Source organism: Cytobacillus sp. OWB-43, assembly GCF_034651445.1.
Lineage (GTDB): Bacteria > Bacillota > Bacilli > Bacillales > Cytobacillaceae > Cytobacillus > Cytobacillus kochii.
Window position 1 is genome coordinate 1 of sequence record NZ_JAYEFF010000002.1, and the last position, 17,645, is coordinate 17,645.

The 17,645-nt window shown below is 37.8% G+C and carries 16 protein-coding genes; all 16 read right to left on the bottom strand.

Going from position 1 to position 17,645, the window contains the following annotated elements; translation table 11 throughout:
- Positions 1-119: 119 nt before the first annotated feature.
- The gene (locus U9M49_RS09840) at positions 120-1,244 is read right to left on the bottom strand and encodes an AI-2E family transporter (protein ID WP_095373600.1); all 1,125 of its coding nucleotides are present in this window, start codon (positions 1,242-1,244) and stop codon (positions 120-122) included.
- Positions 1,245-1,593: 349 nt separating this feature from the next.
- Positions 1,594-2,202 (bottom strand): NAD(P)H:quinone oxidoreductase, encoded by a 609-nt coding sequence (gene wrbA / locus U9M49_RS09845; RefSeq protein ID WP_095371864.1) that lies wholly within the window; start codon positions 2,200-2,202, stop codon positions 1,594-1,596.
- A 73-nt stretch (positions 2,203-2,275) separates the two neighbouring features.
- A complete protein-coding gene (locus U9M49_RS09850) occupies positions 2,276-2,878 on the bottom strand; it encodes an NADPH-dependent FMN reductase (RefSeq protein WP_095371863.1) in 603 nt (200 codons plus the stop codon).
- Between the two features lie 18 nt (positions 2,879-2,896).
- Positions 2,897-3,502, bottom strand: a complete 606-nt coding sequence (locus U9M49_RS09855; RefSeq protein ID WP_322909689.1) for an alpha/beta hydrolase — start codon at positions 3,500-3,502, stop codon at positions 2,897-2,899.
- Between the two features lie 14 nt (positions 3,503-3,516).
- Entirely contained in the window at positions 3,517-4,113 is a 597-nt protein-coding gene (locus tag U9M49_RS09860; RefSeq protein WP_322909690.1) for a flavin reductase family protein, read from the bottom strand.
- Positions 4,114-4,135: 22 nt separating this feature from the next.
- Positions 4,136-5,077, bottom strand: coding sequence for a ring-cleaving dioxygenase (locus U9M49_RS09865; protein WP_157733894.1), 942 nt, complete (start codon positions 5,075-5,077; stop codon positions 4,136-4,138).
- Positions 5,078-5,119: 42 nt separating this feature from the next.
- Complete coding sequence (locus tag U9M49_RS09870; RefSeq protein ID WP_322909691.1) at positions 5,120-5,554, bottom strand: MarR family transcriptional regulator; 435 nt, start codon at positions 5,552-5,554, stop codon at positions 5,120-5,122.
- A gap of 524 nt (positions 5,555-6,078) precedes the next feature.
- Positions 6,079-7,551, bottom strand: a complete 1,473-nt coding sequence (locus tag U9M49_RS09875) for an ATP-binding cassette domain-containing protein (protein ID WP_322909692.1) — start codon at positions 7,549-7,551, stop codon at positions 6,079-6,081.
- A 168-nt stretch (positions 7,552-7,719) separates the two neighbouring features.
- Positions 7,720-8,913: a PDZ domain-containing protein gene (locus U9M49_RS09880; protein WP_322909693.1), complete on the bottom strand. Its 1,194-nt coding sequence runs from the start codon at positions 8,911-8,913 to the stop codon at positions 7,720-7,722.
- Positions 8,914-9,404: 491 nt separating this feature from the next.
- Positions 9,405-10,841 (bottom strand): S41 family peptidase, encoded by a 1,437-nt coding sequence (locus U9M49_RS09885; protein ID WP_180316931.1) that lies wholly within the window; start codon positions 10,839-10,841, stop codon positions 9,405-9,407.
- Positions 10,842-11,131: 290 nt separating this feature from the next.
- Positions 11,132-12,514 (bottom strand): murein hydrolase activator EnvC family protein, encoded by a 1,383-nt coding sequence (locus tag U9M49_RS09890; protein ID WP_307318912.1) that lies wholly within the window; start codon positions 12,512-12,514, stop codon positions 11,132-11,134.
- A gap of 91 nt (positions 12,515-12,605) precedes the next feature.
- Positions 12,606-13,499 carry a permease-like cell division protein FtsX gene (gene ftsX, locus U9M49_RS09895; protein WP_322909694.1) on the bottom strand — a complete coding sequence of 298 codons (894 nt, stop codon included), beginning with the start codon at positions 13,497-13,499 and terminating at the stop codon, positions 12,606-12,608.
- A complete protein-coding gene (gene ftsE / locus U9M49_RS09900; protein WP_095371854.1) occupies positions 13,489-14,175 on the bottom strand; it encodes a cell division ATP-binding protein FtsE in 687 nt (228 codons plus the stop codon). Before ftsE ends, ftsX begins: the two co-directional genes overlap by 11 nt.
- 526 nt (positions 14,176-14,701) lie before the next feature.
- On the bottom strand, positions 14,702-15,055 hold the full coding sequence (gene cccB / locus U9M49_RS09905; protein ID WP_095371853.1) for a cytochrome c551: 354 nt from the start codon (positions 15,053-15,055) through the stop codon (positions 14,702-14,704).
- A gap of 56 nt (positions 15,056-15,111) precedes the next feature.
- On the bottom strand, positions 15,112-15,987 hold the full coding sequence (locus U9M49_RS09910; protein WP_095371852.1) for a YitT family protein: 876 nt from the start codon (positions 15,985-15,987) through the stop codon (positions 15,112-15,114).
- A gap of 521 nt (positions 15,988-16,508) precedes the next feature.
- Positions 16,509-17,597, bottom strand: a complete 1,089-nt coding sequence (locus U9M49_RS09915; protein WP_322909695.1) for a hypothetical protein — start codon at positions 17,595-17,597, stop codon at positions 16,509-16,511.
- Positions 17,598-17,645: the final 48 nt, after the last annotated feature.

The following is a 17,645-nucleotide window of genomic DNA, read 5'->3' on the forward strand; positions in this document are numbered from 1 at the left end:
GAGTCACGGCTTGTAGCTTCATTTCCGCAGTAAATTTGGACAAAAAAACTGCACCTCCAATAGTTGTAGATAGTGTCTAACAATTGGGGTGCAGTTCACTTTGATGGGGTTCTACTCATTTATATATCTGCTGGATGCGGACCTTTTTCAGCTTCCATCTCTTTTGCCATTTTCCTTGCTTTTATAAATTGAACACCGCTTAATACAATGGTTTTCCCAACGGCGTATGTTGGTACAGCAAGTAACATGCCTAATATACCAGCTAAGTTTCCTGCTACCAATAAGATAATAATGATTGTTGCTGGATGGGTATTTAATGTTTTCCCTAAAATTAATGGTGAAATTAAATTACCTTCTAATTGTTGTGCGGCGACGATGACTATTATTGCTAAAATCGCCATCGTAGGTGATTCAAATAGCCCAACTATAACCGCCGGTGCACCACCAATAAATGGTCCAACATAAGGAATAATATTCGTTACTGAAATAATTAATGCCAAAACAATTGCGTATGGTAGGTCAATAATTAAGAAACCGATAAAAGACGCTGTCCCGACGAATAATGCGACCGTAATCTGACCTTGAATATAGGAAGAAAGAGTTTTACCTGTTTCTTTTAATGTATCAATTGCTTCAGCACGATAACTTTTGGGAACAAACTTCCCTAGTGCAGGTGGGAACTTCTCCCCGTCTTTTAACATAAAGAATAAAAGGAATGGTACAGTAATAATCGTAATGGCTATATTTGCAACTAATCCAACTAAATCGCTGAGACCATTCGTAATCCTTTGTGGAAGTTGATTAGCATAATCAACTAAATAACCCATTATTTCTTCTTGTGTTACATAATCTTGATTCATTAACCAGCGATAACCCTCAGATTGCGAGAAGTTGTTAAAGAACTGTTCTGTTTGTTTAACATAGGTAGGTAGTTCATTTAATAACCCTGCCAATTGGGCTGAAATTTTTGGTACAAAAATACTAACGACAAGCACCAGCAATCCAGCAACAATTGCAAATAGTAATATGATCGATAATATCTTAGGAATTTTTGCTTTTTCAATTAAATGCACAAATGGATTTAAAATGAAGAATAAGAACCCCGAGATAATAATAGGGAAGAACAACGTGGAAAAAAAGATTCCAATCGGTTCAAATAAAAAAGAAATTTTTGAAGCTACAAAAATGACGGATACAATAATTAGAATTTGAAGAGACCAGTACTGGAATTTCTTCTTGTTCACATTCTCACCTTTTCCCAAAAAATAAATTTTTCTCTATAGACTACATTTTCATTCGTAGTTCCCTTTTTCCAAAAAAGTAAAACCACTAGGATTTATTTGTATGTATTATTGTAATGCATTCCACCACAAAATGTCGCCTCATAAGGATATTTTCCGTGAATTTTTTTCGACAAATATTTCCTTTTGGTTATTTTAACCAACAGATATTTATATAATCAGCCATGTGTTAAGGAAATCCTTTTATCCATTCACACAACGACATGGCAACTAGATAGAAAATTTCACTTATATCCCCAAGTTAAAAAAAGGTATCTTAGGAGTCTCCCTAAAATACCTTTTTAAAGCATGATTATTCTTGGCCTTTTTGAATCCATTCAGCAACAGTTGCCGTACGTTTGGCTTGATGTTTAACTGCTGCTTCATTATCTTCAACGATTTTACCATCTTGTCCTTGAGTTGAACTTGCGCCGTAAGGATTTCCGCCACCAGCAAATATGCTTGGGTCAGTGAAGCCCGGTGCGGCAACAATCGCGCCCCAATGGAACATAGTTGTATAAAATGAAAGAAGGGTTGCTTCTTGACCTCCGTGAGGATTAGAAGCAGAGCTCATTGCACTCACTACTTTGTTCGCAAGTTTGCCTTGTGCCCAAAGGCCCCCAGCAGTATCAATAAAAGCTTGCACTTGTGAAGCAATGTTACCAAAACGAGTTGGGAAACTAAAAACAATCGCGTCTGCCCATTCAAGGTCAGCAAGTGTAACTTCTGGTACATCTTTCGTAGCATCAGCATTGGCACGCCATGCAGGATTGGAATCGATGGCTGCTTCAGGTGCTGTTTCAGGAATCTTTAACAACTTCACTTCAGCGCCGGCTTCTTTTGCCCCTTGTTCTGCCCACTGTGCCATTTGGTAGTTGGTACCTGTTGAACTATAATAAATGACTGCTAATTTAATACTCATTTGAATAGAATCCTCCTTGATATCTCACATACATCTATATTGTTTCTATTCCTTTCAGCTCTATACATTAAACTTATCTTAATGTTTTTAATGCACCGCTCCATGCTAGCACTTGATCAAGCATCATTTTCATATTTGCTTGGTGTAAGTCCTGAGGCTTAAATTCATTACCATTTACGAAATCAGTAAAAAGGGAAAGTGTTGGATGTGTGCGTACATCTGCGACTTGTAGCTCGCCTAAAATGCCACGTAGATGTTCTGCCGCACGGGCACCACCAGTAGATCCATAACTGACAATACCTGCTGCTTTATTCGCCCATTGATCGCGAGCAAAGTCGATCGCATTTTTCAAAGCACCACTAATACTATGGTTGTATTCCTGTACGATAAACACAAACCCATCCATACTATCTAATTTATCTCCCCATGCTGCAATACCAGGCTCTGTGCCATCTGTTGTACCAAGGAACGGAAGATGAAAGTCAGCAATATCAATAATTTCATAATTTGCATCCCCACGTGCATCAGCTATTTCTTTCACCCATTGACCTACTTGTGGACTTACACGACCTTCTCTTGTACTTCCTAAAATAATACCGATATTTAATTTTTCCATTTTCATTTCCTCCTTAGGATGTGGATTATTTTTATTGAATAATTTATTTAAAAAGCCCATATTGTTTCTCCCCATTTCTTAGATGCTGGCTTTAAACCATTTTGCTGCTTCTTCAACTTCTTTGAATGAAAGCTGATGTCCCATATGTTCCCAATGAAGATGAACATCGGCTCCCGCTTTTTCTAATAATCTCTTTAACTCTTCAGATTCTTCGGGTGAACAAATCGGATCATTTGTCCCTGCTCCAATGAACACCTTTTGTCCTGTTAAATCAGGCAATTCTATACCTCTTCTTGGTACCATTGGATGGTGTAAGATTGCTGCTTTCACAGCATCTTTATAATGGAACATCATACTTGCCGCAATATTAGCACCATTTGAATATCCTAAAGCGACGATATTATGGCGGTCAAAACCATATTTGTCAGCTGCTTCATCTAAAAATTGATAAAGCTCTTTCGTACGAAAGATTAAATCCTCCTCATCAAAGACCCCTTCTGCTAACCTTCTAAAAAAGCGCGGCATTCCATTTTCAAGCACATTACCTCGAACGCTTAGCACTGATGCACTTTCATCTATTTTGCCAGCTAACGGTAGAAGGTCTAGCTCATTTCCCCCTGTACCATGAAGTAATAATAGGGTTGGTTTTGATGTGTCACTACCCTTTTCAAAAATATGTTTCATGTAAATTCCCTCCATTATTTCGGTCGAACCATTGTAAATACTTCTCCTACTTTCGCATAATCATTTCCAGCCAAGCGACTGATTGCCCCTAAATTCTCAGCGTTGATTTTGCCCGCTTCATAAATTTCATTATCGAAATGGAAGTAGACAACTTTACCGATAAGAAGATCAGCATTCCCTTCAAGTTCAATATGATGAGCAAGCTGACATTCCATCCTCACTTTCGCTTTCACGATTCCTGGTACATTGACAACTGTACTTGAAATTGTCTCTAATCCACTGAGCTTTAATTCATCCACATTTGGTGAGACAGTAGCCGCTGTTTCATTAATTTGCGTAACATTCGACTCATCAACAATATGAACGACAAACTCCTTCGTATCACACACATTTTTAGCAGTATCTTTCATCTCACCCGCTCTTCTTGCTACTGAAACAGCAATCATCGGCGGATTAGAAGACACAATATTAAAGAAACTAAATGGTGCACCATTCATCACACCAGTGTTTGATTGTGAAGTGACGAAGGCAATCGGCCTCGGGATAATACTGCCGATCAATAATTTGTAATTCTCCCTCTCCGTTTGCGCGTTTGGATCAATACTTACCATTGCGTAACTCCTCCTTTTGCAATTACACTTCCCTCACATCAATCGGAATTAACCTTCTCTGTAATTGTCCACGGTATTTTTCATATTGCTCAGGAAGCATTAATTCTGTTCCCATCGTTTCCTGACTTTCATCATGAGCAAAACCTGGCGGATCAGTAGCAATTTCAAAAAGAATGTCGCCGTATTCTCTGAAGTAAATCGCATTAAAATAGTTTCTGTCTTGCACGGGTGTGACACCATAACCAAAGCTTTCAATATATTTCTTCCAATCTAATTGGTCAGCATCATCTGCTGCGCGCCATGCAATGTGGTGGACAGTTCCTACACCCATTCTTCCTTTTCCAGAGCTTGTTATCTTTACATCGACAATATTACCTATATCGCTTTTTGATTGATATCTGACGAATACTCCTTCTTCAGCCACTTTGGTTAAACCCATTGTTTCAATTAGCTCACCTGTTTTTCCACCATTGCTAGAATAAAGAACAGCCCCGGCGAAACCTTTAATCGCCACATCCGGAGTTATCCCATTAAATGTCCAAGTATTCTCGTCCCCAGCTTCTCTTTCAACAAGCTCTAAATGTAAGCCATGTGGATCATCGAAGCTTAGTACTTGTTCGCCAAAACGTACTTGTTTTTCAAAAGAAATGCCTTTACTCGTTAAGCGTTCCTCCCAAAATGGTAGGGCGCCAGATGGAACAGCATATGCAGTAATTCCCACTTGCCCATCACCAATGATGCCAGGGTACGCATCTGCCCATGGAAAGAAAGTAATAATTGTACCTGGTTTACCTCCCTCATCACCGAAATAAAGATGATACGTTCCTGGGTCATCAAAGTTAACTGTTTTTTTAACAAGACGTAAACCTAAAATACCAGCATAAAAATCAACATTTTCCTGTGGATGGCCGACAATAGCTGTAATGTGATGAATTCCCATCGTTTGTTTTTCCATTTTGAACATCCTTCCATGTCCCTAACCTTCAAGTATCTCGAAATTGAGATATTAGGTGTGAGTTAGTTTATTTTGTGTTATTTTATGAAGAATATGAATTAATAATTGTTGTTCTTCTTCAGTTGTTTGTTGAAATAAGGTTGAAATCTGTTCTAATAAGTATGGACTGATTAGATCCATTAATTCCTTCCCCGCATTTGTTATAGTTACAAAAACAACCCGGCGATCCTCTTTGCAATCACTTCTAGATAAATAGCCCTTTTCTTGCAAGCGGTCAATCACATAAGTCATACTGCCGCTCGTTAACCAAACGCTTTTACTAATTTGCTGGACCGATTGCCTCCCCTTTTGATGCAGCACTTGGAGTACGGAATACTCTGTAAAGGTGAGCTTATATTTGTGTAACCAGTCTTTCATCTGATCTTGCATGTATCTGTTGGTTTGCATTAAGCAAGCGAATGAATCTAATGTCTTCTTATGAACCATTTTCATCGCCTCACTTTTTATCTTTAATTTAATTATCTTGAATATGAGATAATAATATCTCGAATTCAAACTAATGTCAATCCCATTTTCAAATTTTTTTAAATTTCTAACCATAGTGTTCATTCTAGTGCACTTGCTCTTCTAATATAGGTAGAAAAAACTAAATAACTAAGTCGTTTTACTGCTTTTAGAATAGGTAGCATCGGTAGCATCCTTATCTTCTAGCAAAGTTTTCAATAGGTAAAGGACGTACTCATATTGCTGGTGCATCTTTTTCAAATGACTTTCTCGACATTTTAAGATCCGGTTTTTACCTTGTGAAAACAGAGACATTTTTCTTCACCCCGACTGGCCTAGACAACAAACATATTCCGTTTGAATAAAAAGAAATATTGCTAACTTCTATTAATACATACGATATAAACGATTCGCTGTCGATAGATAAATAGCAATAACTGCATTGTTTTTTTCCTATCCGCTTCTTCTCTTGATAATATATTGCCTATAACATGATACAAGAACCTCTATTCGTAGGGAATTAATGATATCGTCTTTGTTGCAATTGCATTTATGTAAGATTCATTATGATCAACTGCAATCATCGTCGGCTGATACACCTTAATCGTCTCAACTAATTGCTGAATGACAAATATGTCTAAGTAATTGGTGACTTCATCCCATATAAATAAATTATTTTCCCCTAATAAAGCATGAGCTAAAAATACTTTCTTCTGCTCGCCAGCACTCCAATGCTGACTAGATGTATCAGTGAAACTGTGTCTATCTATGCCTAACTGATACAGCAAATGCCAAAAAGCTTGTTTTTCTTCTTTTATAGTCAATTGTTGTAAATAAGAAGCATAATCTACATCTTGCTCATTTTTTTGATTTAAAATGGATATCTTTCGCGGTAAATGAATGCGATACTCCCCTACTGTCTCTAAATACTTTACCCCTAATATAAATTGGAGTAGTGTTGACTTCCCGACACCATTACTCCCTTCAATAAATAAGCGATCATTAGGATACATATCGATGGAAATTGGTTGGAATAAGGGGGTTCCGTCTCTTAATATCGAAAAATCACGGAAGTATAAAACTTGCTTTTCAGGTTGTTTCACAAGCATTTTCAATTGTGAGACCCTCTCCCGATTATCGATAAGTCCTTCTTTTTCAGAAACCATCGCTTCTGTGCGTTTTTTTATTGCCTTTGCCCTTTTCATTTGTTTCGCGGCTAAACGTCTTTCCGACGCATCCTTTGTGCTGTTTTCTCGCTTCATTCCCCATTGGTTTACCTTACCAGATACTTCATTTAACCGTTTGATTTCTGACTTTAACTTACTATTTCTAGATTCAGCAAGCTGATCCGCATGCTCTTTCTCTCTTCGCCACACATCCACATTTCCCTTAATTAAGGTGAGCGACTGCTTTTCAATTGCTAACACATAATCGACGAATTGGTTTAAAAAGGATTCATCATGACTAATTACAATAAACCCTTCTTTCATTCTCAAATAATTCCCAATCATGTTACGTCCCTCTTTATCAAGATTATTTGTCGGTTCATCAATTAAAGGAAAAGCATCCTCATTTAAGAATAGCTCTACAAGTAACACTCTCACTTGTTCCCCACCACTTAATTGATGGAACTTTCTTTGACTAATATGAGGTGGTAATCCGATGAGTGATAATTCATAATCAATTCTCCACCGGTCAACATTAGGGTTTTCTTTAAGCAATAACTCTAATACTGTTAAATTCTCCTCTTGTAGTGGAAAGGCAGGGAAATATTTAAATGTCAGTGGCGTTTGAATCGTCCCTCTATATTGAAGTTTATTTGTTAAAATGTTCATAAATGTCGTTTTTCCGCGACCATTACGCCCTAGCAGCGCAAGCTTCCAGTGCTCATCAATACTTACATTCACATCACTAAAAATCCTTTTATCCATTGAATGATACTGAAAAGACATATTTTTAATTAAAATCGAATGGGTCAATGAAATACCTCCTTTTGATTAACTTAACACAAGTTATCTGAATTTTGTTATATTTTATATTAATTTCCTCAAATTAGGAATATAAATAGAATGAATCAAGGACATGTTCTTTTCACAATCTATTGAATAAAAAAACCGATTGCCCCATAGAGACAACCGGTAAAAATATTAAACTACTTGGTGACTTTTCTTAAATTCCTCTTTAATAAAGAGAATACCTAATTCATGATGATCTGTTTTATAAAGTGCCCTTTGCACAAATCGGTTTTCATTATTGGTGTCAATGACTTCAAGTTTGCAATGAGCTGCATTTTTTTGCAATGCTTGATAAAATCCCTTTTCGTCATTCACTTGCAAACCATTCACTTTAAGAACAGTTTCTCCTACTTTTAATCCCATTTTGTCTGCTGGTGAATGAGGAACAACACCAATAATCATTAAACCATCATTCTTTTTAGCAAAGTAAAACGCCGCCTTTGCATCTACAGATCGTTGGCGATAATTTAACCACTCTCTCCCTACTATTGCTAGTACTGGTATCGCTAAGCTTACAATTGGATAAACAAATGCGCCACTGGCAATAATGAGCAGCAATGCACCAAAGAAGATTACTTTTTTTCCATAAGCTGCGACGGCTACAGCCGGAAATTTGCTTTGGATTTGTTGTTGAAAACCAATAGCGAAAGGAACAGCTACTAAAGCATAAGATTGATCTCCAATTGAAAATAATGGCCACCATGTTGAGTCCAAACTAATGGCGTCACCAGGTATTAGTAAAAACAGTGGTAAAAGCCACATTCTTTTTGCTTCATGCATACCCACAACCTGACCACGGCGACTCTTCATTAGTCTTGGAGACGTCCCTTTTGGACCATTGATGGTGATCATTATTCCTTCAGCAATCACAAGCAAGGCAATGATCATTGCGGCAGCTGGCAGTAGGTACTCTACGCCTTCCACTTGTGATGAGATGAAGGCAGGCAGTGGCCAGTTCTGTTCTAATGCAAAGAAGGTAAGAATAAAACCAATACTTACCGTATAAGCCGGTGTCGCCCATCTTGCTTTTGGAGTCAGCATCAAGATAATTGTTGCAACAGTTGCAAAAACAAGTAACTCAATAGGAACAGTTAAACCAGCTAGTACGGTAATAAGGGAAAGAGAAACACCAAGAATGAACCCTAAAGGCAATAATTGCTTCAGCTCAAAATAGGCATTTTCAGCACGGACTAAGAAATGCTGTCTTTCCCTGTTGACTCTTTGTATACCGTAATAAGCAGCTGCTAGAAATACTAAATAAAAGACCGGGTTTAGAAATAACCTTCCTAACCCCTTGAATAACTCTATTGCCCAAGCCTCAGCCAAGCTTCCCACCAACCTCTACCATTAATCTAATCTACTAATCTGACTATATTCTACCAAATATCCCTTTAAAAACATAGCCAACCCATTGTCTTCTTCCTACTTGTAAATACATTTTCTTATAATAGAAGTGATGACAAGGAATAGGTGTCCGATATTCAAAATATAGACAAATAGTGAGAGAAAATCTCTTTCCGCTAGAATTTACTTTCGTATGGGAGAAGGGTTTCTTCTATCGCGCAGTTTCCGAGCTGTTTCTCGTTTCTGTTTTTTAACTTGAAGACACGCTAACGCTATTACCTTTTTATATTTGAGTAATTCGCAATTCCCAAAAAGCGATGATTTTCGCTTTCGTTCATCCATCATATACAGGCACTTCTATATTTGCTACATTTCCCCTATTTTACCATTTATTCCGGAGCCTTTTCATCAACCTCACATTAAAAAGCCGAACAAACATTGAGTTTGTCCGGCTTTGATATATAGAGTAAACACTATTGGTTTGCCATAATACGCAAGCCTGTTTGTAATTGCATATCATTGTCCTGGTTATTTCTTTGCTTAATGACTTCTTTCTCAAGAGATTCGGCTGTTTTTTCATCAATTTGTCCGTTTGCTGTTAGTCCGGCCGCATGTTGAAACGCTCTAACTGCTGTTGCAGTTGCAGCACTATAATAGCCATCCTCTCGACCAGGTGCATAACCTAAGCTTTTTAATATGAATTGCGCATTCTTCACTTGATCATTATTCATGTCCGTTTTTAACGTTTTCTCCACTTGGATCGGGTGAGTCTCATACAGTTCAGATTGTTTTACTTCATAAGTAGGTGCGACACCTTTTTTATGAATCCAATTTCCGTCAGGTGTAAGCCATTTATATAAGGTCAATTTAATATTACTGCCATCCCCCATTGGAACAGGTTGTTGAACTGTTCCTTTACCAAATGTTTGTGTACCAATTAACGGATAATCACCTGCTTCTTTGAGGGCTGCTGCTAATATTTCTGAGGCAGATGCACTACCCTTATCAATAAGAACGCCGATAGGGTACGATTTCTTCTCTTCTAAAGGAGAGAAATTCATCATTCTTTCACCGTTTCTTTGTTCTATCTGCACATATGGTTTATCCTTCGTAACCAACTCTTCCAATATTTCGTCAACTACTTTTAATAGTCCACCAGGGTTATTTCGTACATCAATTAACAAACTGTCCATTCCCTGTTCTTCTAGGTCCTTGAGAGCAATCTTAAATTCCTTAGCTGTATCTGTTGCAAAAGAAGTAATCTCAACATAGCCAACTTTTTCATTGTCGTGCATTATAACTTCAGAATTGACTGTAATATGAGGTATTTCTGCCCGAACAATTTCTATTTCTAACGGGTTTTGCAAACCTTCTCTCATAATGGTCAATTTGACTTTTGTCCCTTTTTTTCCTTTTATCTTTAAGGTCGCTTGCAATAAATTAAAGCCTTCAACACTCTCATCATCAATCTTGATGATTTGGTCATTTGGTTTCAAACCAGCTTGCTCTGCTGGTGAATTTTTTACTGGAGATACAATAATGATCTTACCATCTACTAAACTAACCTCGGCTCCAATTCCTTCAAATGAAGAATCGAGTGTTTCACTAAATTGTTTTGCTGTACTTTCATCCATATAAACGGAATAATCATCATTTAACGTGGTAAGCATCCCTTGAATCGCGCCTTCTGTTAACTTATGTGCATCAACTTCTTCAACATAATTTTTGTAAATGAGCTGATAAGCCGCGTTCATTTTCTCCAAATCAGATGCAAGCTGTTGACTACCTCCCATTTCTTCTAGCTGTTTTGTTTGCGATATATTTAACTTTAATTGAAAGCCTGCATAGGAACCTATCGCGCCCACAAGTAATGATATGACCATTAATATGACTACTTTCTTTTTGCCCACTTAACCGCCGTCCCTTCTTTAAGCAACTGTGGCTCTTTCATCAATATATGAATGAATAGGACGAGTTATGATTGTGAAATTGTTTAACCATAAAGTTAGCCAAGAAAGCTCGATGTCATATCCTACCTGTTCTTAAAAAAGGCAACACAAGTCTTTAAATATCCAAAAAAGTGAAAAATGACTCTTTTTCACCTCGATCGAGGTATCAAAAGAGCCATTTTTATGCTAAAATTGTTTTATATATCGTACGATGGGTAAAAGAAAAAAGAGAAGCTTTAAAAGCTCCTCTCTTACAATGGTACAATTCCAACTGGGTTAATTGCGTTGGATTTCGATTGGTTCCAACCACCTTTATGCAATTCAAAGTGTAAATGTTGTCCTGTCGATTGTCCTGTATTACCCATTAAACCAATTTGTTGACCTTGTGAAACCGTTTGGCCATTACTAACAGATCTTGAGCCACTTCTCATATGTGCATAAACCGTTGTATACGTTTGTCCATTAATAGAATGTGCAATAAACACGACTTCACCATAGCTAGATGAATGGTAAGATTGAATGACCACACCATCAGCTGCGGCATAAATAGGCACTGTTCCTGCAGCTGCTAGATCAATTCCAGCATGGTATGAGCCCCATCTTTGTCCTAAACCTGAAGTTAATACACCTGCTGAAGGACGAATCCAATCTCCACTTGACGGAGGTGGTGTTTGTACTTGTTCTTGTCCACCACTAGATTCTGAAGAACTATCGGAACCACTGTTGCCGGAACTGCTAGTTGTACCTGCATTTTGTTTTGCTGATTTGGCTGCTTCAGCTGCTTTTTTTGCTTCCGCCTGTCTTGCGAGTTCGGCTTGTCTCGCTTCTTCAGCTTTTCGTGCTGCTTCAGCTTGACGATCTTTTTCTGCCTGTATTGCTTTTGCAACAGCTTTCTCTTGTGCAGCTAATAATTCTTTTTCTTCTTCACCACTTATTTTTTCAGCGTGATGATGGTCCTCTTCTTCTTTTAAGATTGTAATAAGATTAGCCTTCTCTTTTTTCTGGTTATCAAGATTTGCTTTCATTTTTTCTAATTCTTTACGCATACCTTCAAGCGAAGCTAAATCTTCTTTTACTTTTGCTTGTTTTTGTTCTAGTGATTTCTTATCTTCTTCTTGCTGTCTTACAATCTCTTGGTCAGCTTCAACAATTGTTGCTACTGCACCAACTCGTCCAATAAAATCACTGAAACTTTGTGCGCCAAGTAATACGTCTATGTAATTAACTGTTCCACCTGATTCTTGCATCGAACGTGCTCGGTCTTTTAAAAGTTCATTTCTTTGTTTAATACGTTCTTTTAAATCTTCTATTTCTTGTTCAAGCTTTTTAATTTCTGCTTTCTTTGCTTCAATTTCTTTGTTTTTCTCATCTATTTGCGCTTCTGCATCTGAGATTTCTTTCGTTAGTCTTTCTACAGCAGTCTTAGCATCCTCTTGTTCGCCTACTAATCTTTCAATCTCTTTTTGAGACTTATCAATCTGCGAATCAATATTAGATTGCTCTTTCTTAAGTTCTTCACTTTGACTTTCTAAATCGCCAAGCTTATCGGCAAAAGCATTCGTTGGCAATGTTGCCGTAACCGTTCCAACACTCATCATTGCGGCTAAAGATAATGTAACCATCTTTTTCTTCAATTTCATTTTCCCCTCTCGTATGTTTCTCCCCGTGGCAAATATGTATAAAGAGCTGAAGTCAGCATCTCATGCCAACTCAGCTCAAGCATCCTTATATTTTCAAAAACTTACGAACAGACATTAAACTTCCCCAAACGCCAATAATTGCGCCTAATAGTATGAGAATCGCACCTACTTGATAAACAAATGGTGTTACCTCTAACAGTTGAATAAAATGTCCTTGAAGTTTTGGCGATACGTAATCATAAAAGTAATAATAAGCTGTACCTACAGCGGCGACAGGAATAATCGAACCGAGTAACCCTAGCCATAACCCTTCTAAAAAGAATGGCCAGCGTATAAAGGAATTTGTTGCCCCAACTAATCTCATAATCTCAATTTCGTGACGTCTTGAAACGATAGTGATTTTAATCGTGTTTGAGATTAAGAACATAGCAGTAAATAATAAACCAACAATTAAAATAATGCCTATATTACGGCCAAAGTTAATGGTAGAAAATAAATTCTCAACCGTTCCTTGTCCATAATTCACGTTAGCAGTGAATTCCATTTCATCGATTTCCTCAGCTAATGGAATCGTATCATTTGGTGTTTTTGCTTGCACAACGTAAACATCATTTAATGGGTTGTCCTGTTGGAAAAGCTTAAACGCTTCTCCCTCTTCACCTAAGCTACTAATTAAACTATCTAGTTCTTCATCTTTCCCAGAGAATGTCACAGAATCAACTTTCGGCAGTGCAGCTATCTTCTCTTCTAATGCTGTGGCATCTTCTTCTGTTGCGGTTCGGTCAATATAAACTCGAATCTCAACATCACTTTCAATACTGCTAGCCATATGGTTAAGGTTCATCATAATGGCAAAGAATACACCAACAAGAATCAATGTAACCGTGACGGCACTTGCAGAAGCAAATGTCATCCAACCGTTACGACCTAAGCTTTTGAAACTTTCTCTTATATGCCTTAAAAAAGTATTAGATTTCATATCCGTAATCACCTCTTTGCTCATCACGGACAATTCTGCCACTCTCAATCGCAATGACACGATGCTTAATCGTATTAACGATCGTTTTGTTGTGGGTAGCCATGATAACCGTTGTACCTCTCGTGTTGATTTCCTCAAAGATATTCATGATTTCCCAAGATGTATCAGGGTCTAAGTTTCCTGTTGGTTCATCGGCAATAACCAACTTAGGCTGATTGACAATCGATCGTGCGATGGAAACACGCTGTTGCTCTCCACCTGAAAGCTCATCTGGAAACATGCGCACCTTATGCTTCAAACCAACTAAATCTAATGTATCCATTACTTTTTTCTTTATATTTTTCGGATTCTCTTCAATAACTTCAAGTGTATACGCTACATTTTCATATACATTCAACTTCGGTAGCAACTTAAAGTCCTGGAAGACAACTCCGATATTACGCCTAATGAGTGGAACTTTACTGTTCTTTAATGAACCCATATCTATTCCATTTAAAGTGATTGTACCGCTTGTTGGCTTTTCTTCTCGATACATCATTTTTATAAATGTAGATTTACCTGCACCACTTGGACCAACGATATAGACAAACTCACCTTGGTCGATCTTCACGTCAATGCCATTTGTTGCAGTAACACCATTTTTATATTTTTTATATACATTTTTCATTTCTAACATGTAGATCACCTTATATCCGGAGTTTATTTTTAGTAAAAATTGCGCAAGCCTAACCCAATTATTTTTTATAAAATAATCATCAGTTAAAGTGGGTTTCTTTTCCTTAGGCGGGGCAATTGCGGTGTGTGAATGATAAAGATGCATTTAATCGACATAAACTGACATCTTCTTCTAAAAACCATTGACTCGAGGGATCAAACAACATTTCTTACGTTTACTTCACCCATTATAACATCATATATTGTCAAAATAACGCATAAAATTATTACATTTTCTTTTCAACACAGTAATATTATAGGTAAATATGTCTACTTTTGAGGAATTATAATAGAATTATTTTCCAATATTAGATAATTAGACCTTTCTTTTGTCGCAATTTTCCGTTTAATATTATGTAAGCAGCTCTATTGTTGACTGGATATGCTAGTGACGTTTTTCACCCTAAGGTAATGTAACATTTGTCGATTTTTCTTTATTTTTCCCAAAGAAAAAACGCGCTGTGAGTGAGCGCGATTTTTCTCTTTTATTACTTTTTAGCTGCAAGCCATTCAGCAACTGTATTTGCTTCTTCTTCATTCAAGAGTCCGCCAGGCATTGCACCTTTACCGTTGATAATAATATCGTGAATTTCATCAGCAGAGTAGTTAGCACCGATTTTATCTAGCGCAGGTCCAGCGCCCCCTGAAAGATCGCCACCATGACAACTCATACAGTTATTGTCATACAGTTTTTGTGCATCTCCCGCATCTGCTGTTGACTCTTCACCACTCGTATTATCATCTGTTGCAGTGTCTTCACCTGCCTCATCATTGCCACCACATGCAGCGAGTGAAAAAACAAGAGCTGAGCCGAAAAGAATTGATAAAAGCTTTTTCTTCATTACATTTACCTCCCTTTATAGGAAAATTTACAGATTACAGTGAAATTATACCAATATTACGCCCGTTTAAAACCCTCTCCAAGTACCTCTGAAGCATCGCTAACAATGATAAAAGCAGATGGGTCAATTGATTGAACCAGTTGTTTCAATTTCGTGAACTCTGTCTGATCAACCACACACATTAAAACAGGACGTTCATGATCTGTATATCCACCGTATGCTGATAGTTTTGTCACACCTCTATCAATTTTATTCAAAATTCCATCACGAACTTCATCTTGACGGTTAGTAATAATAAGCGCCATTTTTTTCCTACCAAGGCCAACCTGAACTATATCAATGGTTTTACTCGTTACATATAGGCCAATTAATGCATATAAACCTTTTTCAATATCAAACACTACAGCAGCTGCTATCACAATCAATCCATCAATAAGTGCCACACATACACCGAGAGATAATCCCGTATATTTATGAATAATCTGAGCTGCTAAGTCAGTCCCACCTGTAGATGCCTTCCCGCGGAAAGTAATACCTAGACCCAAACCGACACCGATACAACCGAACAAAGAGGCAAGTAGCGGATCCATAGTCCAAGGCTCCAAGTCTTTTGTTAAGAAAACGACGAAAGGAAGGAATATGGTTCCTACTAATGTTTTAATACCGAATGATCCACCTAATAATATGACGCCAGCAATAAATAGGGGAATATTTAGTGCCCACTGCACATAAGCTGGCTCCCATCCTGTAATTGCCTTCAATATTGTACTAATCCCGCTTACTCCCCCTGAGGCCACTTCATTTGGTAGTAAGAATAAGTTAAAACTGATAGCGACAAGTGCCGATCCAATCAATACGAATACGTATTCAACTAGCTTTGAGTTCCCTGATCCTGTCTTTCGTTTCTTTTTATTTACTTTTTGAGTATTCATTTACGTAAAATGCCTCCTTAGTGCCAAGTCTTATATGATGTTCATTTGCTAAAGGACACGAGGCAATAAGAAATCGTCTCAATTACGAGTAAATGCACACAATTCAATCTTTTCATCACCTTTGTCTTTTCAGAGAGTGAGTATAGCATGGCTTTTATCCTATGTAAATGACATTCAACTACTGTGTTAAAGGGGTAAATAAACAAAGATATAAATTTTATTATGAGTTGTGGTGGATGGGATTATGCGGGAAGACTATACGTTCTCTATTTAGATTTATTTTAGGGATACATGTGGTGGGTGTAAGGAGAGGCTTACTTTAAAGGGAGCTGCTTGGTTTCAGCTAGTTGTATTTTTTGATTTTTTGTAGCCATGAATAGCCGGATAATTCTAATTCGTATAGAAACTCAATCCTTTTTCCATTGTGGAATCTTCTTGACTGGATGCGCTAATTGTTCGTCCTCAACATAGATGTGAAAACCTTTCAAGGGATACGGTAGCTGTGCTTCCACTTCTGATTTTCATTTTGAGTGACTTGCTATTTCTGTTTGTGAAGCTCTCAGCTTCGGTTCTCTTTCTGAGTGACTTGCTATTTCAGTTTGTGAAGCTCTCAGCTTCAGTTCTCTTTCTGAGTGACTTGCTATTCCTGTTTGCGAAGCTCTCAGCTTCAGTTCTCTTTCTGAGTGACTTACTATTCCTGTTTGCGAACCTCTCATTTTCGGTTTTCTTTCTGAGTGACTCACAATTCCAGTTTGTGAAGCTCTCATTTCCAATTTTCCTGCTGAGTGACTTACTAATCCAGTTTGCGAAGCTCTCAGCTTCAGTTCTCTTTCTGAGTGACTTACTAATCCAGTTTGTGAAGCTCTCATTTCCAATTTTCCTGCTGAGTGACTTACTAATCCAGTTTGCGAAGCTCTCATTTTCAGTTCTCTTTCTGAGTGACTTGCTATTCCTGTTTGCGAAGCTCTCATTTTCGGTTCTCTTGCTGAGTGACTTGCTATTCCTGTTTGTGAAGCTCTCAGCTTCGGTTTTATTTCTGAGTGACTCACAGTTCCAGGTTGTGAAGCTCTCATTTTCGGTTTTCTTTCTGAGTGACTTACTATTCCTGTTTGTGAAGTCCTCATTTTCGGTTCTCTTTCTGAGTGACTCACAATTCCAGTTTGTGAAGCTCTCATTTCCAATTTTCCTGCTGAGTGACTAACTAATCCAGTTTGTGAAGCTCTCATTTCCAATTTTCCTGCTAAGTGACTTACTAATCCAGTTTGCGAAGCTCTCCTTTTCGGTTTTCTTTCTGAGTGACTTGCTATTTCAGTTTGCGAAGCTCTCCTTTTCGGTTTTCTTTCTGAGTGACTCACTAATCCAGTTTGCGAAGCTCTCCTTTTCGGTTTTCTTTCTGAGTGACTCACTAATCCAGTTTGCGAAGCTCTCATATTCGGTTCTCTTTCTGAGCGACTTGCTAATTCAGGTTGTGAAGCTCTCAGCTTCGGTTCTCTTTCTGAGTGACTCACTAATCCAATTTGCGAAGCCCTCATTTCCATTTTTCCTGCTGAGTGACTCACAATTCCAATTTGCGAAGCTCTCTTTCCCAATTTTCCTGCTGAGCGGCTCACTAATCCACTTTACAAAGCTCTCATTCTCATTCCCCTTCTTCTTTCCAA